This is a genomic window from Neisseria zoodegmatis (assembly GCF_900187305.1).
Classification (GTDB): domain Bacteria; phylum Pseudomonadota; class Gammaproteobacteria; order Burkholderiales; family Neisseriaceae; genus Neisseria; species Neisseria zoodegmatis.
Genome location: NZ_LT906434.1, coordinates 2229206 through 2248469, shown reverse-complemented (window position 1 = coordinate 2248469; position 19264 = coordinate 2229206). Strand labels below are relative to the sequence as shown.

Below are 19264 nucleotides of genomic sequence, written 5' to 3'. Positions count from 1 at the left end.
TTACCCGACATGAAATTGAAAACCCTGAAACGCAAGCTGTTGCGCCGCCCCGGGCAGCGTGCAGTTATTGCCGTGCCTTATCTTTGGCTGCTGGTGCTGTTTCTGATTCCGTTTGCGATTGTGTTGAAAATCAGTTTTGCCGAACAAGAGCTGGCGATTCCGCCTTATTCGCCGCTGATTACCACCGACCCCGATTTCGGCCGTCTGAATATCGCGTTGAACTATCAAAACTATGCCGATATTTTCCAAAACTTTTGGAGCAGTTTGGGGCAGATGCTGAACCCGTTTTCAGACGGCAACGGCAACAATATCTATCTGCTTACTTACTGGCTGTCGATTAAAACGGCGCTTACCACCACCTTAATCTGTCTGCTGCTGGGCTATCCGATTGCCTACGCCATTTCGCGCGCCAATCCTGCTTACCGCAACGGTTTGCTGCTGGCGATTATGCTGCCTTTCTGGACATCGTTTCTGCTGCGTGTATATGCGTGGATGGGCTTGCTCGGGCACAACGGCATCATCAACAACTTCCTGTTGAAACACAATATTATCAGTGAGCCGTTGAATCTGTTTTACAACGCGTTTTCGCTGAATTTGGTGATGGTTTACGCCTACCTGCCGTTTATGATTCTGCCGCTTTACACCCAGCTGGTGAAACTGGACGGCAGACTGCTGGAAGCCGCTTCTGATTTGGGTGCAGGGCCGGTGAAATCGTTTTTCTCGATTACCCTGCCTTTGTCGAAAACCGGCATCGTGGCCGGCTCCATGCTGGTGTTTGTGCCTGCGGTGGGCGAGTATGTGATTCCCGAATTGGTGGGCGGCTCCGAAAATCTGATGATCGGTAAAGTATTGTGGCAGGCGTTCTTTGATCAGAACAACTGGCCGCTGGCTTCCGCCGTTGCCGTAGTGATGGTGATATTGCTGGTGATTCCGATAGTGTTGTTCCACCGCTATGAAAACCGTGAAATCGAAGAAGGAGCCAAATAATGTCTAAATACAAATTGTCTTGGTTTCTCAAGCTGATGTTGGCGTTGGGGCTGGCGTTTCTGTATATCCCGTTGGTGATTTTGGTGATTTATTCGTTCAACGAATCCAAGCTGGTTACGGTTTGGGGCGGTTTCTCAACCAAATGGTACAGCGCGCTGGCGGGTAACAGCACGATTTTGGAAGCGGCATGGCTGTCGCTGCGTATCGCCGCCGTATCGTCGCTCGCAGCGGTTGTGCTCGGCACTTTGGCAGGCTATGCGCTGGCGCGTATCAAGCGTTTCCGCGGCAGCACACTGTTTGCCGGTATGGTGTCCGCTCCGATGGTGATGCCCGATGTGATTACCGGTTTGTCGATGCTGCTGCTGATTATCCAAGTGCAAATGTTCCTGCAAAGCAGCGAACTGTTGAACTGGCTATATTTCGACCGCGGCTTCTTCACCATTTTCTTGGGGCACACCACATTGTGTATGGCTTATATCACCGTGATTATCCGCTCGCGCTTGGTTGAGTTGGATCAGTCGCTGGAAGAAGCCGCCATGGATTTGGGTGCGCGCCCGCTGAAAATCTTTTTCGTGATTACCCTGCCGCTGATTGCGCCTGCGATTGCTTCGGGCTTTTTGCTGGGCATCACGCTGTCGCTGGATGATTTGGTGATTACCTCGTTCTTGTCCGGCCCCGGTTCTTCAACCTTGCCGCAAGTGATTTTCTCGAAAATCAAACTCGGTTTGGACCCGCAGATGAACGTGTTGGCAACCATTATGATTTCCATTGTCGGCACTTTGGTAATTGCCATCAATTACTACATGATGCGGCAAACCACCAAACGCGAACGAGAAGCCGCCGAAGCGTATCGTCAGGAAAAACTGGCTTTGGAAAATGCCAATAAATAATCTTACTGCACAGGCTGCCCGTTGAACGGCAGCCTGTTTTTTTACCGTGTGGTACGATGAAGCAAGTTTATGGCCGAGACCTTTGCACCCCCTCATCTGCGGCGTATTTCTGCGTTGTGCGCTGCCCGCTCGTTTGCCTATCGTGTGTATGTCTGCACTCGCTGTGCTGCTACGCCTTGAACTGCATCCTCATCTGAGGGTTTTGCCAAGGTCTCAGGCCGTCTGAAAACATTTTCAGACGGCCTCAACAGCCAATTACAACAAAGGAGAAACTCATGAGCCGCATTTCCGACCTTCTCAGCCTTATTCATACCCGCCTGCCGGTTGTCCAAGCGCCGATGGCGGGAGTTCAAAGCAGCAAGCTGACGATTGCCGCCTGCCAAGCGGGTGCTTTGGGTTCGCTGCCTGCTGCTATGTTGCCGTCTGAAAAACTGTGCGCCGAAATTGAAACCATACGCCGGCACACCGATCAGCCGTTCAACGTCAACTTTTTCGCCCACCGCCAGCCCGAGGCAGATGCGGCGCAACAGGCAAAATGGCTGGCTGCACTTGCGCCGTTTTATCGTGAATTCGGTTTAACGGAACAAGATGTGCTGCAAGGCGGAGGCAGGCAGCCGTTTGGCGAAGAGCAGGCGGAAATTGTGATGCAATACCGCCCGCCTGTGGTCAGCTTCCATTTCGGCCTGCCGGAGCCAGCTTTGTTAGACAAAGTAAAAAGCAGCGGCGCTGTGGTGATGTCAAGTGCCACCACCGTGGAAGAAGCCCGTTGGCTGGAGGCGCACGGGGCAGACATCATCATTGCGCAAGGTCTGGAAGCAGGCGGGCATCGGGGCATGTTTCTCAGTCGTGATTTGAACCGCCAGCAAGGTTTATTCAGCCTGCTGCCGCAAATCTGTGCTGCGGTGAATGTGCCGGTGATAGCAGCCGGCGGCATCAGCAACGCCGCTACCGCACGGGCAGCGCGTGCTCTGGGTGCGGCCGGTGTTCAAATCGGTACGGCTTTGATGTTGGCAGATGAAGCCGACACCTCGGCACTCCACCGCAAAGCCTTGCAAAGCGAACGGGCTGCCGATACCGTGCTAACCAATCTCTTCAGCGGCGGCTTTGCCCGCGGTATCGTGAACCGCTTTATCCGCGAAGCAGGCCCTATCAGCAATGCCGCACCGCCTTTCCCGCTCGCCCAATCCGCTTCTGCACCGTTAAAAGCGGCGGCAGAAGCGCAAGGCTCGGATGAGTTTTCGTCTTTATGGGCAGGGCAGAATGCACCGCTGGCTTGCGAAGGCGGCGCGGCGGATATTATCCGGCGGATAGCCGAAGGCTTCGGCGGAGAGGCAAGTTTTAACGGGGGAAGGGTAGGCGTCAGCATTCAGACGGCCTGATAACCGGATTGAAATCAGTCGCTAATGTTTGGTTTGTGTTGCTATGTGGACGCGGGTAAAGAAAGGGATTGCGCGGCTCAAACCGGTGTGTGCGCCCACATCCGCACCAATGCCATACAGAATGCAAAGATAAAACCGCACAGAAAGCGGAAATGCCACGAAGAAGATGTGTGCCGCCCGCGTTGGCGGTCGAGCAGGCATATCATGCCGCCTGCCAGCATTGGTGTCAGCACCAAGTTGAGCATTTGCAGGCCTTCGCTGCGGATGAAATGTTCGGGGAAGATCAGCAGACTCACGCCGCCGATAAGCGCGCCGATGATGCCGTATCCGATAAGCGTCAGCCACGGGCGCGGTTTCCGCTTGGAATCGGCTGAACGTATGCCCAATTCGGCCAAAATTTCGGCAACGATCTGTAAAAATAACTCTGCAAGCAGCTCGAATAAAATTTCCATGATGATTCAAAATGAGGCCGAGACCTTTGCAAAACCCCTAGATGTGGATGCAGTTCAAGGCGTAGCAGCACAGCGAGTGCAGACATATCATATAGATAGGCAAACGAGCGAGCAGCGCACAACGCAGAAATGCGCCGCAGATGGGGGTTTTGCAAAGGTCTCAGGCCGTCTGAAATGTTCAGATGGCCTTTTCAACCTTATCTATATCTATCTATATCAAAGCTTTTTCAAACGGAATTCCGCCGCTTTGGCATGGGCGGTAAGCATTTCGCCTTGTGCCAACACATCGGCAATCCGACCGAGTTTTTGCGCGCCTTGTTCGGAAACCTGAATCAGGCTGCTGCGTTTTTGGAAATCGTAAGTGCCCAGCGGCGAAGAGAAGCGCGCCGTGCGGCTGGTGGGCAGCACATGGTTGGGGCCGGCGCAATAGTCGCCCAAGCTCTCGCTGGTGTATTTGCCCATGAAAATCGCTCCGGCGTGGCGGATTTTGGGTACCCATTCCTGCGGGTTTTCTACCGACAATTCCAAGTGTTCCGGCGCAATATAGTTGGCGACTTCGCAGGCTTCGTCCAAATCTTTGGCCAGAATCATCGCACCGCGGTTGCCCAGCGAGGCTTCGATAATCGCGCGGCGCGGCATGTCTTCGATCAGCTTGTTCATGGCCGTCTGAACTTCGTCCAGATATTGCTGCGAGGTGGCAATCAGAATGGCTTGGGCGATTTCGTCGTGTTCGGCTTGGCTGAACAAATCCATCGCCACCCAATCGGCAGGCGTGGTGCCGTCGGCAATCACCAGAATTTCAGACGGCCCCGCTACCATATCGATGCCCACCACGCCAAACACGCGGCGTTTGGCGGCGGCCACAAACGCATTGCCGGGGCCGGTGATTTTATCGACCTGCGGCACGGTTTCGGTGCCGTAAGCCAGCGCCGCCACCGCCTGCGCGCCGCCGACGGTAAACACTTTGGTTACGCCGGCCACAAATGCCGCCGCCAACACAATATCGTTGCGCTCGCCTTGGGGCGTGGGCACCACCATGATGATTTCGGGCACGCCGGCCACATGCGCGGGCATGGCGTTCATAATCACCGAGCTGGGGTAAGCCGCTTTGCCGCCGGGCACATAAATGCCCACACGGTCGAGCGGAGTAATCTGCTGGCCGAGCAGTGTGCCGTCTTCGTCGGTATAGCTCCACGATGCCATTTTTTGGCGTTGGTGGTAGCTTTCCACACGGGCGGCGGCGGTTTTCAAGGCCGTCTGAACTTCGGGGGCAATGCGTTCGAAAGCAGCCTGCAAGTCGGCTTGGCTCAACGTTAAATCGGCCATAGTTTGTGCATTCATACCGTCGAAACGGTTGGTGTATTCGATTAGTGCCGCATCGCCGCGCTTTTGTACGTCGGCACAGATGTCGGCAACAATTTGATCGATTTTCGGGTCTTGCGCGGTTTCAAAAGCCAGCAACGCTTTCAGCTCGGCTTGGAAATCGGGGGATTGGGTGGAGAGATGTTTCATTTGTATGTGCTGCCTTTAATTCTTCAATAAAAATAAGATTTTTTCAGACGGCCTATAACCAACTCTCAAAGCAAGAAGAGGCCGTCTGAAAATATTCAATCCTTGCTTACAAACCGCTTGTTCACGCGCACGCGTTCGCCGCGGCCGGCTTTTTTGATTTCCAGCCAGTCGCTGTAAACGGCGTGAATCAGGGCGCGGTCGGTGTCGAAGCCGTAATCGTGCGGGTTGACAGTGGGGGCAAGCTGTTTCAATACGTCGCTTAGGCGTGCCCAGCCTTGCGGGTCGGCAGTATTGTCAACGGCTTGCTGAACCAAAGGAATGAGCTTGGTAAATTTGGCTTTGCCGTTTTTGGGTTTGGGTGCTTCTTGCTGCTCGGGCTTGGCGGTTTCGGCGGCTTCTGCCGTTGGTGCGGGCGGTACGGTAGCGGCTGTTTCCGCTTCCGGCTGTTTCCGCTCTTGCTGCTGGCGTTTTTTGCCGCGTTTGTTGGCGGGTTTGCCGCTGTCGGTTTCGGCAGCAGATGCTTGCGGTGCAGCGGCTTCGGCAACTTGTTTTTCTTTGTTGTCTTTATTTTCAGACGGCCTGTTGTTTTTTTCGGCCGGATTCGGATATCTGCGCACTTGGATTTGGTTGTTGTCGGTGCGGTATTCGAACAAATCGAGCGATTTGATCAAGTCGGAAAGTTTGCCGAAACCGTAGAGGCGCGGGTCGAAATCGGGGTTGGTTTTGTTGATGTAGCTGCCGATGGGGCCGAGGTTGGCCCAGCCGAGGTCGTCGGCATTTTCTTTGACGGCGCGGGTGAGCAGTTTGGAAAGGTCGGCTTGCTGGCCGGTATTTTCGGCAGGTTCGTTCTGCGTTTTGGTTTTGCCGCTGTTTTTGTTTTTTTCCGGCGTGCGTTTTTCGGGGCGGAAGATTTCGGTGTAGATGAATTTGTCGCAGGCTTTGCGGAAGGCTTCGGGGGTTTTCTTTTCGCCGAAGCCGTAAACGGTAAGGCCGCTTTCGCGCAGGCGGCTGGCGAGGCGGGTGAAGTCGCTGTCGCTGGATACGATGCAGAAGCCGTCGAAATTGCCGCTGTAAAGCAAGTCCATCGCGTCGATTACTAATGCCATGTCGGTGGCGTTTTTGCCTTTGGTGTAGGCGAATTGCTGCACGGGGATAATGGCGTGCGGCAGCAGGGCGGCTTTCCATTTGGAAAGGCCGTGGCTCCAGTCTCCGTAAATCCGTTTGACGCTGGCAATGCCGTATTTGGCGATTTCGGCCAGCAGGCGGTCGATGATGTCGGCGGGGGCGTTGTCTGCATCGATTAAGACGGCCAGTTTTTTGTCTGAAGTGATGTTCATGGGTAGGTCTAATTTAAAGGAAAACGTGTAACGGCGGCTTTTCAGACGGCCTCTTTAAGACTGCCCGGCTGCTTCGGCAAATGCGTTGATAATCGGCTGGATAAGCGCGTGTTTCACTTTCAACGCTGCTTTGTTGACCACCAAACGGCTGGAAATATCCACGATATGCTCCACGGCTTCCAGATTATTGGCTTTCAACGTACCGCCGGTGGAAACTAAATCGACGATCGCGTCGCTCAAGCCGACCAGCGGAGCAAGTTCCATCGAGCCGTACAGTTTGATGATGTCCACATGCACGCCTTTGCCGGCGAAGTGTTCGGCGGCGATGTCGGGGTATTTAGTAGCAACGCGCAAACGGTTGCCCGGCTGTGAGGCGGCGGCGTAATCGAAACCTTTGCGCACGGCAACCATCATGCGGCATTTGGCAATCTGCAAATCCAGCGGCTGATACAGGCCGTCGCCGCCGTGCTCGATCAATACGTCTTTGCCGGCGATGCCGAAATCCGCCGCGCCGTATTGCACATAAGTGGGCACGTCGCTGGCGCGCACAATCACCAAGCGCACGTTGGGCAGGTTGGTGCCGATAATCAGTTTGCGCGAGCTGCCCGGTTCTTCGAGCGGCACAATGCCGGCGGCTGCCAGCAGCGGCAGGGTTTCATCAAAAATACGGCCTTTGGAAAGGGCGATGGTCAGTTGGTTTTCTTGCATGATGTATAAAGAAATGATGGTTTCAGGCCGTCTGAAAATGTTTCAGACGGCCTCTTCGGACGGGTTATGATTTTAGCAAGATGCGGATATCGTCTGCAATCTGTTGTGCCGTGCTTCCGTAAGGCTCAAATACCGCCACTTCGCCGTTTTTATCAATCAGATAAGCCCCTGCGGAGTGGTCAACCAGATAAACCTTTTCGGATTGCTGCTGCGCTTTGGCTGATACAACACGGTATTGCTGCTTGATCAGCGGCAAATCTTGGCCTTCGGTTGCGGTTACGCCGATAAAGCCGGGATTAAACTGCTTAACGTATTTACCGATTAATTCGGGCGTGTCGCGCTCGGGATCAACGCTCACGAATACCACGGCCACATCCTTGGCTTCATCACCCAGCTGCTTGAGCGTGTCGCTGTAAGTCAGCAGCTCGGTGGGGCATACGTCGGGGCAGTGCGTGTAACCGAACGACAGGATAACGGCTTTACCTTTTAAGTCTTTGATGTGGAACAGTTTGCCGTCGCCGTCGGTTAGGGCGAAGTCGCCGCCGATGTCTTCCTTGCTCATGTCCGTGCCGTGCAGGCCGGCAGGTGCGGCGGCGCGGGCGGGTGCGGATGCCTGTTCGGGTGCGGGTTGTGATGCTGCCGGTGCGCTTTCTTGCGGCGAGCAGGCCGTCAAAGCGGATAATACGAAGGTGGAAAACAAAATGGCTCGGGTAGTCGGTTTCATGTCGTCTCACTCCAAAAATGAAAGCGGGAAATTCAGACCTAATCTTAACGTGTTTGTTTGTGCAGATGTTAAAGAAAATGCGTTGTCGGGCAAAATAGCCGGGCGGAAAGGGGATTTTTCGGGCTTGATTTGATTTTTGTCAGATAGGAAACGGGGGTGTTTTGGGCATCAATACGGGCGGAGTAAATATTCGGCTTGGAAATTTTGCCGGCGTTTGAAGCGTTTTCATGGCTGTGTTTGTATGATGGTTATTTTAATTTTATTTATTTTCAATGGGCTAAGAAAAATGGGCAATTTAATTGTGTTTTGGGGGTTTACAGGAATTTTTTTATCTCTATAATAGAGAACTCTTCTCACCTGCCCAGGTGGCGAAATTGGTAGACGCAGGGGACTCAAAATCCCCCGCCGAAAGGTGTGTCGGTTCGAGTCCGACCCTGGGCACCACAAAAAACCGCTCTCAAGCGGTTATTTTTTTGCCTGCTGAAAACGTGCGGCCGAGTGTGCTCTTCAACTGGATATGCGTTTAATGGGTTAAACATCGTCGGTTTATGAATGCGTTAAAAAACACTTCAGGCCGTCTGAAAATGTCTGCGGTGCTTGGAAGGCTCGATTTCTACCGAAGCGTCAAACCTCAATATCTTAAATTTCCAACTGTTTTGAATCTGATGGCCACGCCGAGCGGATGCAATGAACGGCTTATGTTTTGTACTTTAGAGCCATCAGTTTTTCAGACGGCCTCAATCTTTTCTTTTCCTTTGTTTTCTAGATTAACCAAACAAAACCGACTTGCCCCCGATATTTTGAACAGGTTGTTCTAAATACCGGGGAAGCAAACCGGTTTCGATGGCTGTTTTAGCGTAGCCTTTGTTTCAACAGCAGATACATCAATGCGACACTGATGGAATCGTTGAGCGCGTCGTGGCGGGGCAGGCCGGTGAGTTTGAGTTTTTTCAGCATGGTGTCCATGCGCAAATCCACATAGCCGTCGTGGATGTTTTGTTTTTGCTGCCAACGGTGAAACAGTGAAGAGACGTCGGTTTGCGGGTTGGGCAGTTTGATACCTATCATGGGCTTGAGAAATTTGTTGACCATGGCGACGTCGTATTCCAAGTAATAGCCTACCAAGCCGCGGCCGCCGATGAATTCGAGCAGCTGTTTGATGGCTTCTTGCACGGGGATGCCGTCTGAAAGGTCTTTCGGTCTTAAGCCGTGTACGCTGATGTTGGCGGCTTTCATCGGGTTTTCGGGCTTAACCAGCACATAAAACGATTCGCTCACCAATACTTGGTTTTTGCGGATTTTGACGGCGCCGATGGAGAGGATTTCGGCTTCTTTTACGTCGAGGCTGGTGGTTTCGCAGTCGAAGCTCACCCATTCGTCGGGGTGTTCGTCGAAAAGAAAGTTGTAATGCGGGTCGGTAAGTTTTTTGCGCTCTCTGCCCTGCAGGAATTTTTTAAACATAGACGGACCCCTGATTACGAAGTGATGTGGAAGTGGTGGCGGATCACGTTTTTAAACCGCTTAACGACTTGCAGCGCATCTTTGAGCAGGTCGCGTTCGAGCGTGGACAGGTTGCCGAAATCGAGTTGGTTGGGGGTGCCGGAGCCGCCGTTGTGCAGGATGGCGAGGTTGGCGCTCAGGCGTAAGTCCATGATGTAGCTGAGGGCTTCGGCAACGTCTTTGCCTAATGCTTCGTCGATAACGTTCAGTTGGACGAGATGGTGAATGCGCTCGAACGTATTGGTTTCTTCGATGCGGGCTTCGAGGCTGAGGGCGCGGATGCCGTGAACAACGGGAAACTGCCCCATTTTTTTGATGTCCATTTTTTCGGCTTGGCCGCGGTTGAGTAGTTGGGAGAAAAAGCCTTTGCTTTGGCTTTCAAATTGATCGACGGCGCGTGCAAAGGCCATCAGCATGCCTACGTCGTTAACCATCACTTTTTGCAGATGTTCTTTGACTTCGGCCAGCATGGAGGTGTCGCCGGCTACGGCTTTGGCATCGATAAAAATGGCGAGGTTCATCATGTTTTCGCCGCTGGCATTGTGGCACCAGCTGCTGACCATTTTTTTGAATTCGGGCAACGATTTGCGCCATTGGGGGTTGTTGACCATGATATTGCCGGGGCAGGGCGGATAGCCGAGACGGGTAAGCGTTTGTGAAAATTGGGCGGCTATTTCGGCGGCGAGATCGGGATCGACGCTTTCGTGCAGAATCAGGGCGTTGTCTTGGTCGGTTTTGAGAATTTGTTCGCCACGCCCTTCGGAACCCATCACGATCAGGCAGGATTTGTCGTAGAGTTCGGCCGGTGCGAGGATGCGCCACGCTTTTTCAAACAGGCTGCTGTTCAGTACCTGCATTAACTCGGCCAGTTGCGGCGCGCGCACGCCGTTGTTGCGCAACAGGCGGATGGAATCGGTCATCTGGCCGGAGATATCGACCAACTCGTCTATGGTTTTGGCGCGCTCCAAACGCTGTGCGACCAAATGGCTGTGGTTGGAGAGATAAGCCAATACGTCGATTTGTTCGAGCGTGCCGATGGGGATGCCGTTTTCTTCTACTACAACGCGCTGGATTTGGTAGCGCATCATGCGCAGCAAGGCGTTGAACACGAAATCGTCGATGTCGGCGGAAATCAGATTGAAGGCTGTCCATTTGTGTACGGCTTCGTCTGACGGTGCTCCGGCGATGACGATGTCGCGGAAGGCGGATTCGGTGAACACGCCGATTTTATCTTCGTGGCGTACCAATGCGGATTTGGTTTTGCGTTCTTTCAATACGCCGGCGGCGTGGAAAATGGTGTCGCTGCCTTCGAGCCAAACGGGTTTGTTGCGGTAGGCATCGCGGACTTTGGCGGTAAACAGGCTTTCAAATTCGCTTTCGTTTTTGGTGTTGGAAAGGCTGGCAAATTTGTCGGCCACGCTGGTGTAGCAATAGGCTCCGAAGCGCGGGTTGGAATCGATGATTTCGAGCACTACGGCTTTGGGAATGGTGTAAACCAGCGCTTCTTCTTCCACTACGAACTGGTGGTGGCTGATGCCTTCGATCAGGCCGCGGGCTTCAAAGGTGTCGCGGGGGTGGTAGAGGGAGACGACATCGCCGTCGGCACCGATTTCTTTTACCAGCCCTTTGATGACGACGTATAAAAACTCAATCGGTTCGTTGGGGCGGATAATGGTTTCGTGGTCGTGAAAAAACGAAATGTTGACCGATTTTTGCAAGGCAACGCGCTCGGGGTTGCTCAAGTAGTTGAATGGGGCGTAGCTGAAGTCAAACCGTTCCATGATTTCTTCCTTTGTTTTTTGTTTTATTGTCAGGCAATTATGCCATGCTTTCGGGGGATGGGGTATGCTGTGAGGCCGTCTGAAATTAATTTATACTTGGGCTTATGTTTGAATAGGAAGTTGCCGGAATTTTAAAGGCATGGATTTTGGAGTGCCTTTATTTTCAGACGGCCTGATGTTGAATATCGAGCCGTAATGCGGTTGTTGCCATTTTCCGAGGGTTGCACGATGAAAACCATTTTACAGTTGCTGAAACATGCTGATGTTCAGCTTGAATCTTTTTCAGACGGCCTGCCGGTGAAAAACCCGGCCACGGGCGATACCATTGCTTATGTGCGTACTACGCCGCCGGAGCGTTTGGAAAAGCTGATCGATAAAGCACAGGCGGCGCAGAAGGTATGGGCGGCGAAAACCGCGTTGGAACGTGCCGATGTTTTGTGGAATTGGTATCGTTTGGTTAAAGCCAACAAGGAAGGTTTGGCGCGCATCATGACGATGGAGCAGGGTAAAAGTCTGGCCGAATCGTTGGGCGAAATCGACTACGCGGCCAGCTTTATACGTTGGTTTGCCGAAGAAGCGCGCAGGGTGGAAGGCGATATTCTCACGAGCGTGAAGCAAAACCAAAAGCTGATGGTGATTAAGCAGCCGGTGGGTGTTGCCGCTGCCATCACGCCGTGGAATTTTCCCGCCGCCATGATTACGCGCAAAGTTGCTCCCGCGCTGGCGGCCGGATGCGCCATGATTGTGAAATCCGCCAGCCAAACGCCCTTGAGCGCTTACGCGCAGGCATTGTTGGCTTACGAAGCGGGTGTGCCGGAAGATTTGCTGGTGGTGTTGAACGGTAAGGCTGCGGACATCAGCGCGGTGTTTGCACAAAGCCCCATCGTGCGCAAAATCAGCTTTACCGGTTCTACGGAAACCGGCATCAAAATTTTCCGCCAAAGTGCCGAACATATTAAAAAACTCAGTTTGGAATTGGGCGGAAATGCGCCTTTGATTGTGTTTGACGATGCCGATTTGGATAAGGCTGTGCAGGGTGTTTTGCTCAGCAAGTTTCGCAATAGCGGGCAGACTTGCGTGTGCAGCAACCGTATTTATGTGCAGTCGGGCGTGTATGAAGAACTCTGCCGCCGTATCGCTCGCGAAGCAGGCCGTCTGAAATTGGGTAACGGCTTGGATGACGGCGTTCAACAAGGCCCTTTGATTGACGGGCAGGCGGTAACCAAGGTGGAAGAGCATATTCGCGATGCGCTGGAAAAGGGCGCGGAATGCTTAACGGGCGGTCAGCGCAGCAGTTTGGGTGGTACGTTTTTCGAGCCTACGGTGTTGAGCGGTGTGACGGAAGCCATGTTGGTGGCGAAAGAAGAAACCTTCGGGCCGCTTTGCCCCATTTTTAAGTTTGAAACCGAAGAAGATGTGATCAGACAAGCCAATGATACCGAATCGGGCTTGGCGGCTTATTTATTCACGCAAGATACCGCACGCCAATGGCGTGTATCGGAAGCCTTGGAGTATGGCATGGTCGGCATCAATACGGGTTTAATCAGCAATGAAGTGGCACCGTTTGGCGGAATCAAAACCAGCGGCTTAGGCAGAGAAGGCAGTAAATATGGAATGGACGAATATTTGGAACTGAAATATCTGTGTTTGGATTTGGCTTGATGCGACCGTAGGGCGGTAAAGGAAGCTTGCCAAATCGGTAACGCTTCTGAAACGCCCCATTTTTTCTAAAGTCAAATCGTAAGGGCGGATGGTATATCCGCCCTAAATGTTGGGGAGCATAAAAATGTCATTTCATATCCTTCCCATCTATTTTTGAAAAGCGCAAATACTCATCCGGTCAAATATCCCATTCCGAATATCACGCACGGGCGGATATGCCATCTGCCCTTACGAAAGCTGTTGGTGATTGGTAAGCAGATGTTTTGGGTGAAAGCTGTAAAGCCCGTTGTAGAGAAACCCTTTTTAGACGGTCGGGAGAAGGACGGTCGGGAGAAGCTTGAACGGATTGTTTCGGCAAAATCCTCAAAGTTCGCCTTGTTGCAGCTTATCAAGTCCGCTTTCAGACGGCCTTCAAACACTATAAAGGCTTGCCGGAGCATTTATCTTGAATTCTTTAATAAGGTGCTTTCAGCTTATTGAGAGCATATTAAGAGCATAAATAAATAAAAAGCACACTTTAGTGAATAAAGTGTGCTTTTTTTAATCAAGGTTGCGTTAATTAAAACTTGCCGCCTGATTCGTTCACCATATAGGTTACGGCTGCTTTCACCTCATCATCGCTCAGGTTGGTGTTGCCGCCCTTGGCAGGCATGAAGCCGCCGCCCGGGCCGGTAAAGCCTTCGATGGCATTTTTAAACAATGCTTCTTTGCCTTTTTTGATGCGTGAAGCCCATTCGTCGTTTTTGGTGATTTTGGGTGAGTTGGGGATGGCCGAAGTGGCACCGTGGCAAGCTACGCAAGTGCTTTCGAAAATCTGTTTACCGTCGGCGGTAGAAGCTGCGGGCGCTGCGGCTTGTTCGGCGGCTGCCGGAGCAGCTTCGCCTGATGCGGCTGCGTCGGCAGGCGCGGCACCTACGGCAGGTGCTTCGAAATTACCGCCCGATTGGTTAGCCATATAAGCGATAACGCGTTTGAGTTCGTCGTCGGTCAAGTCTGATTGGCCGCCTTTCGCAGGCATGGCGTTGAAGCCGTTGAGTGCGTTGTTAAACAGTGTGTCGAAGCCTTTGGCGATACGGGGCGCCCATTCGCCGTTGTTGGTAATGCGCGGTGCGTTGGGAACGTTGCTGTCGGCAGCGTGGCATTGCAGGCAGACTTTGTTGAAAATTTGTTCGCCAGTACGTTCGCCGATCGGTGTACCGTCGCCCATGGCAAGGGTGCCGACCGGCATGATGCGGGTTTCGGTGGCGGATGTGGTGGTTTCTTCTACGTTGCTGAAGTAGCCGCTGTTGGCCAGTTTGACCAGAAAAAACAGAACTGCAAGCAGGATTACGATACCGCCCACAAGGGTGGTTAGTGCAGAACCTCGGGCTTTGTGATTGCTCAATTGATTCATTTGGGATGGCCTCGCCGTTTTGGTAGTTTGTGACGAAATTAATTAGCTTGTAATTTTTGAAATGTGTTAATTCGGATTAACAATATTTTGCTGGATTATACTGAATTCACGCCGTCTTTCCAATCTTTAAGTTTAACTTGTTTCAAAAATACCGGGTTGGCAACGGGCGTATTTTGAGAAGCGCCGCCGTCAGGCTGTTAATCTTTTATCGGGCGGTTTGCGGCGGCAAATAATTTTGCCAAAAGGGTGGTTTTGCGCTAATCTTACGCACTTCGCACCCATAGCTCAGTTGGAAGAGCGTCAGTTTCCGAAGCTGGAGGTCACAGGTTCGATCCCTGTTGGGTGCGCCAATATGTTTCGGTACTGTGCTCATCATCTCAACACGTTTGGTATTGCAGTGCCGGCCTTACAAAGTTCTATTTTGATGCTGTTTGCTATAAAGGCCGTCTGAAAATTTTCAGACGGCCTTTATGTTTACGTCCGCTTAACTACGGCATTGTAGTCGGATGTTGTTTTAATTTATCTTGATGAAAATCAAATAGTAAAGGCTTTATGAAAATTTTGTGCGGGCAAATGAAAGTTTTTGTCTTGCTTGGATTGGGGAGTTTGGGGTATCGTTCAAATTCTTTTTTATTTTGATGAACGCTCAAGCGTCTGATTCAATTGATTGGGCAGCTTGGTTGTCGCCGTTTTTCTGCTGTGCGCGTACCCTAAACCGCTGCTTGCAGAAAATGCATTACAGGTGCTGTGGCGAAGCCGGTTGCTCCTATTGGTTTACACGCAGAAAATAGAGGCAGACATGCAATTATCAGGTGCACAAATACTCGTGCAGAGTCTTAAAGCCGAGGGCGTGGAATACGTTTTCGGTTATCCCGGCGGCGCGGTTCTCGAAATCTACGACGCGCTTTTCCAACTCAATAAATTCAAACATATTCTGGTGCGGCACGAGCAGGCCGCCGTACACGCCGCAGACGCGTATTCGCGTACCAGCGGCAAAGTCGGCGTGGCTTTGGTTACATCCGGCCCGGGTGCCACCAATGCCCTTACCGGTATCGCCACGGCGTATTCCGATTCGATTCCGATTGTCGTTATCACCGGACAGGTAGGTACGCCTGCAATCGGTTCGGATGCTTTCCAAGAAGTGGATACAGTGGGCATTACCCGCCCGTGTGTGAAACACAATTTCTTGGTTACCGATATTAATGAGTTGGCAACCACCATTAAAAAAGCTTTTCAGATTGCCTCAACCGGCCGCCCCGGCCCGGTGGTGGTGGATATCCCTAAAGATGTTACGCAGGCGATGGCGAAATTCAGCTATCCGCAAGAAGACATTTTTATCAGGTCTTATCAGCCGGTTACCCAAGGGCATACCGGCCAAATCAAAAAAGCCGTGCAAATGCTGGCTTCGGCAAAACGCCCGCTCGTGTATTTCGGCGGCGGTGTAGTGTTGGGTAACGCGCATCAGGAATTGATTGATTTTGTGCGTTTAACCGGGGTGCCTTGTACCGGTACGCTTATGGGTTTGGGTGCATTCCCTTCCAGCGACCGCCAGTATTTGGGCATGTTGGGCATGCACGGTACTTATGAGGCCAATCTGGCGATGCAGAATGCCGATGTGGTGTTGGCCGTAGGTGCGCGCTTTGACGACCGTGTCGTTTCCGTGCCGTCTAAATTTTTGGAAAAACCCAAAAAAATCATCCACATCGATATCGACCCGTCTAGCATTGCCAAGCGCGTGAAGGTTGATGTGCCGATTGTGGGCGATGTGAAAAATGTATTGTCGGAAATGGCCTGCCTTTGGAAAAAGCAGGAGCTGATTATTACACCGGCCGCATTGGAAAAATGGTGGCACAGCATCGAAGCATGGCGCAGCCGTGATTGCTTGTGGGTGGACTACGAAGGCGAGATCATCAAACCTCAATATGTGGTGAAAAAACTGGCCGAAGTCACGCAAAACTCAGCCATCATCACCTCAGATGTAGGGCAGCATCAAATGTTTGCCGCACAATATTATCCGTTTGAACGACCGCGCCAGTGGTTGAATTCAGGCGGCCTCGGTACGATGGGCGTAGGTTTGCCTTACGCAATGGGTGCAAAACTTGCCGCACCTGACCAAGAAGTGTTTTGTATTACCGGCGAAGGCTCTATTCAAATGAATATCCAAGAGCTTTCCACCTGTTTCCAATACCGTATTCCTATTAATATCGTAACCTTAAATAACGGTTATTTGGGTATGGTACGCCAATGGCAGGAACTGTATTACAGTAACCGCGAATCGGAAACTTACTTCGACTCGTTGCCTGATTTTGTGAAGCTGGCAGAGGCTTACGGTCATGTCGGTATTCGTGTCGATAAAAAGTCGGATGTGGAAGGCGCATTGCTGGAAGCCATCAAACAAAAAGACCGCCTGGTATTTTTGGATTTCATTACCGACAAAAAACAAAACGTATTCCCGATGGTCGGCAACGGCAAAGGCTTGGATGAAATGGTATTGCCGCCGCACATGCGCGAAACACCGATGGATTCCGACGTTAACGACGTTAAAGACCGTGATTACGACACAAGGAGCGTGCCATAATGCGACACATATTATCTATCCTGATGGAAAACGAATCAGGCGCGATGAGCCGCGTGGTAGGCTTGTTCTCGGCTCGTGATTACAATATCGATTCTTTGGCGGTTGCCGCTACCGAAGACAAAACACTCTCCCGCATGACCATTGTTACTCATGGCGACGATACCGTGGTGGAGCAGATTACCAAGCAGCTCAACAAGTTGGTTGAAGTGATCAAAGTGGTGGACTTGAACGAAAGCCGTTTTGTCGAGCGGGAGTTAATGCTCGTGAAACTGCGTGCCGTCGGAAAAGACCGTGACGAGTTTTTACGTCTTACCGAAATTTACCGCGGCAGTGTAGTGGATGTAACCGATAAAACCTACACCGTTGAAATTACCGGCTCCAGCGATAAATTGGATTCGTTCTTGGAAACCGTAGGCCGTACCCAGATTCTCGAAACCGTACGCACCGGTGCTGCCGGCATCGGTCGTGGCGAACGTATATTAAGAATCTGAACACTTTTTTCAGACGGCCTGCTTAGTTTTTGTATTAAGGCCGTCTGAAAATACGGATGTGGAGATGATGCTATGCAAAACGTAAAAATTGTTGCGACGATTGTTGTAAAACCCGAATACCGCCAAGAGCTTGTTGATGAGTTCCTGCAATTAGTCTTCGCCAGCCGCAAAGAAGCAGGCAATAAACGTTACGATCTGCATCAAGATTTGGAAAATCCCGACCGCGTGGTGTTTTTTGAAATCTGGAAATCGCAGGCAGCAGTTGAAGAGCATGCCGCTTCCCCGCACTTTCAAGCCTTTTTAAAAGCCATTGAAGGTAAAACCGAAAGTGTGGAAATCGTGACCATGCGCGACCTCTCCGAAAACGCAGCACAATAACCCATTTAACCGATATTGATTGATTTAATTCGCAAAGGAAAGAAAACATGCAAGTTTTTTACGATAAAGACGCAGACCTGTCATTGATCAAAGGTAAAACCGTAGCCATCATCGGTTACGGCTCACAAGGCCATGCCCACGCGGCCAACTTGAAAGATTCCGGCGTAAACGTAGTTATCGGTTTGCGCCAAGGCGGTTCTTGGAACAAAGCCGTAGCCGCCGGCCACGACGTGCGCTCCGTAGCCGAAGCCACCAAAGCTGCCGATGTGGTAATGATTCTGTTGCCTGATGAAACCGCGCCTGCCGTTTACAATGCCGAAATCCACAGCAACCTGAAAGACGGTGCCGTATTGGCATTTGCGCACGGCTTTAACGTGCATTACAACCAAATCGTACCGGCCAAAAACGTTGACGTTATTATGGTTGCGCCTAAAGGCCCCGGCCACACCGTACGCAGCGAATACCTCAAAGGCGGCGGCGTGCCGACTCTGATTGCTGTTTACCAAGACAATTCAGGTAAAGCCCGCGATATCGCTTTGTCTTATGCTGCTGCAAACGGCGGTACCAAAGGCGGTGTGATTGAAACCAACTTCCGCGAAGAAACCGAAACCGACTTGTTCGGTGAACAAGCCGTATTGTGCGGCGGTGCGGTAGAGCTGGTGAAATGCGGTTTTGAAACATTGGTGGAAGCCGGTTACGCACCCGAAATGGCTTACTTCGAGTGCCTGCACGAATTGAAACTGATTGTGGATTTGATGTACGAAGGCGGTATTGCCAACATGAACTACTCAATTTCCAACAATGCCGAATATGGCGAATACGTTACCGGCCCTGAAGTGATTACTCCGGCAACCAAAGAAGCCATGAAAAAAGCCTTGTACCGTATTCAATCAGGCGAATACGCGAAAATGTTTATCCAAGAGGGTAATACAAACTACGCCAGCATGACTGCCCGCCGCCGTTTGAATGTCGACCACCAAATCGAAAAAGTCGGCGCGCAATTACGCAGCATGATGCCGTGGATTTCTAAAAACAAACTGGTTGATTTAGACAAAAACTAAGTTGCTGTGAAATGCTGCGTTCCTTTTGCTCTGATCACTTTGCTGGTTAGCCGCAGGGAGCGCAGCTATTTTTTGTGAAGTAGTAAAAGCCGACTTCTAACCTAACCGAGACCATTATTGATTAAGGTCTCGGTTATTTTATTAGGTAGAGCAGGCAAATTTAGATGGCGGCAATTAGCCATAGTGTGAAGTTAAGTGGATGTGCAAGATGCAACAGTATTTTTCAGATGGCCTCAGAAGGGTATGTTTTGAAAATACCGATCATCTATTCGTAATTTTGCTGGTTGTATCATTTTAATAACAGGGTGTTTTTTATTACATATTGATTTTAAATTGTAATTTTTATTCTAGGTCGATGTTGAAAGGTGTGGGGATAAAATGTGCTTTGTGACAGATGAGGTTGATTAATATGTTAATTGTTTATATCAATA

The 19264-nt window shown here is 51.4% G+C and carries 16 protein-coding genes, 2 tRNA genes and 2 pseudogenes; 11 read left to right on the top strand and 9 right to left on the bottom strand.

What is annotated here, in order from left to right; translation table 11 throughout:
- The first annotated feature begins 9 nt into the window (after positions 1 to 9).
- The 4 genes and pseudogenes from CKV66_RS10590 (at position 10) to CKV66_RS10575 (ending at position 3256) form a co-directional block, all read left to right on the top strand.
- Complete coding sequence (locus CKV66_RS10590; protein WP_054599614.1) at positions 10 to 987, top strand: ABC transporter permease subunit; 978 nt, start codon at positions 10 to 12, stop codon at positions 985 to 987.
- The gene (locus CKV66_RS10585) at positions 987 to 1877 is read left to right on the top strand and encodes an ABC transporter permease subunit (RefSeq protein WP_054599615.1); all 891 of its coding nucleotides are present in this window, start codon (positions 987 to 989) and stop codon (positions 1875 to 1877) included. Before CKV66_RS10590 ends, CKV66_RS10585 begins: the two co-directional genes overlap by 1 nt.
- 69 nt (positions 1878 to 1946) lie before the next feature.
- Positions 1947 to 2103: pseudogene (locus CKV66_RS12680) on the top strand (lipoprotein signal peptidase).
- Between the two features lie 49 nt (positions 2104 to 2152).
- On the top strand, positions 2153 to 3256 hold the full coding sequence (locus tag CKV66_RS10575) for an NAD(P)H-dependent flavin oxidoreductase (protein WP_085362773.1): 1104 nt from the start codon (positions 2153 to 2155) through the stop codon (positions 3254 to 3256).
- 77 nt (positions 3257 to 3333) lie between these two features.
- Here CKV66_RS10575 and CKV66_RS12240 read toward each other — a convergent pair whose 3' ends face one another.
- From CKV66_RS12240 to CKV66_RS10545, 6 genes and pseudogenes are all read right to left on the bottom strand, one after another.
- Positions 3334 to 3708, bottom strand: coding sequence for a hypothetical protein (locus CKV66_RS12240; protein WP_157739164.1), 375 nt, complete (start codon positions 3706 to 3708; stop codon positions 3334 to 3336).
- Between the two features lie 14 nt (positions 3709 to 3722).
- Positions 3723 to 3890: pseudogene (locus tag CKV66_RS12675) on the bottom strand (signal peptidase); the annotation flags it as partial.
- Positions 3891 to 3924: 34 nt separating this feature from the next.
- The gene (hisD, locus tag CKV66_RS10560; protein ID WP_085362775.1) at positions 3925 to 5220 is read right to left on the bottom strand and encodes a histidinol dehydrogenase; all 1296 of its coding nucleotides are present in this window, start codon (positions 5218 to 5220) and stop codon (positions 3925 to 3927) included.
- Between the two features lie 95 nt (positions 5221 to 5315).
- Entirely contained in the window at positions 5316 to 6557 is a 1242-nt protein-coding gene (locus CKV66_RS10555) for an NYN domain-containing protein (protein ID WP_085362776.1), read from the bottom strand.
- 54 nt (positions 6558 to 6611) lie between these two features.
- Positions 6612 to 7265, bottom strand: coding sequence for an ATP phosphoribosyltransferase (gene hisG / locus CKV66_RS10550; RefSeq protein ID WP_085355761.1), 654 nt, complete (start codon positions 7263 to 7265; stop codon positions 6612 to 6614).
- A gap of 64 nt (positions 7266 to 7329) precedes the next feature.
- Positions 7330 to 7989, bottom strand: coding sequence for an SCO family protein (locus tag CKV66_RS10545; protein ID WP_085362777.1), 660 nt, complete (start codon positions 7987 to 7989; stop codon positions 7330 to 7332).
- 359 nt (positions 7990 to 8348) lie between these two features.
- On the opposite strand from CKV66_RS10545, the gene CKV66_RS10540 reads away from it, so the two are divergent.
- A tRNA-Leu gene (locus CKV66_RS10540) sits at positions 8349 to 8433 on the top strand.
- A 408-nt stretch (positions 8434 to 8841) separates the two neighbouring features.
- Here the strand turns inward: CKV66_RS10540 and CKV66_RS10535 are convergent.
- A complete protein-coding gene (locus CKV66_RS10535) occupies positions 8842 to 9450 on the bottom strand; it encodes a 3'-5' exonuclease (RefSeq protein WP_085362778.1) in 609 nt (202 codons plus the stop codon).
- A gap of 14 nt (positions 9451 to 9464) precedes the next feature.
- Positions 9465 to 11270 (bottom strand): DUF294 nucleotidyltransferase-like domain-containing protein, encoded by a 1806-nt coding sequence (locus CKV66_RS10530; protein ID WP_085362779.1) that lies wholly within the window; start codon positions 11268 to 11270, stop codon positions 9465 to 9467.
- A gap of 228 nt (positions 11271 to 11498) precedes the next feature.
- Between CKV66_RS10530 and CKV66_RS10525 the strand changes: the two genes are divergently transcribed.
- Entirely contained in the window at positions 11499 to 12932 is a 1434-nt protein-coding gene (locus CKV66_RS10525) for an NAD-dependent succinate-semialdehyde dehydrogenase (protein ID WP_085362780.1), read from the top strand.
- 559 nt (positions 12933 to 13491) lie between these two features.
- Here the strand turns inward: CKV66_RS10525 and CKV66_RS10515 are convergent.
- Positions 13492 to 14325 carry a c-type cytochrome gene (locus tag CKV66_RS10515; RefSeq protein ID WP_085362782.1) on the bottom strand — a complete coding sequence of 278 codons (834 nt, stop codon included), beginning with the start codon at positions 14323 to 14325 and terminating at the stop codon, positions 13492 to 13494.
- A 274-nt stretch (positions 14326 to 14599) separates the two neighbouring features.
- On the opposite strand from CKV66_RS10515, the gene CKV66_RS10510 reads away from it, so the two are divergent.
- From CKV66_RS10510 to ilvC, 5 genes are all read left to right on the top strand, one after another.
- Positions 14600 to 14675: transfer RNA gene (locus CKV66_RS10510), tRNA-Arg, on the top strand.
- Positions 14676 to 15124: 449 nt separating this feature from the next.
- A complete protein-coding gene (ilvB, locus tag CKV66_RS10505; protein WP_085362906.1) occupies positions 15125 to 16903 on the top strand; it encodes a biosynthetic-type acetolactate synthase large subunit in 1779 nt (592 codons plus the stop codon).
- Positions 16903 to 17394, top strand: a complete 492-nt coding sequence (gene ilvN / locus CKV66_RS10500) for an acetolactate synthase small subunit (protein WP_085362783.1) — start codon at positions 16903 to 16905, stop codon at positions 17392 to 17394. Before ilvB ends, ilvN begins: the two co-directional genes overlap by 1 nt.
- A 72-nt stretch (positions 17395 to 17466) precedes the next feature.
- Entirely contained in the window at positions 17467 to 17772 is a 306-nt protein-coding gene (locus CKV66_RS10495; protein WP_085362784.1) for a putative quinol monooxygenase, read from the top strand.
- A gap of 47 nt (positions 17773 to 17819) precedes the next feature.
- Positions 17820 to 18833, top strand: a complete 1014-nt coding sequence (ilvC, locus tag CKV66_RS10490) for a ketol-acid reductoisomerase (RefSeq protein ID WP_085362785.1) — start codon at positions 17820 to 17822, stop codon at positions 18831 to 18833.
- The last annotated feature ends 431 nt before the right edge of the window (positions 18834 to 19264 follow it).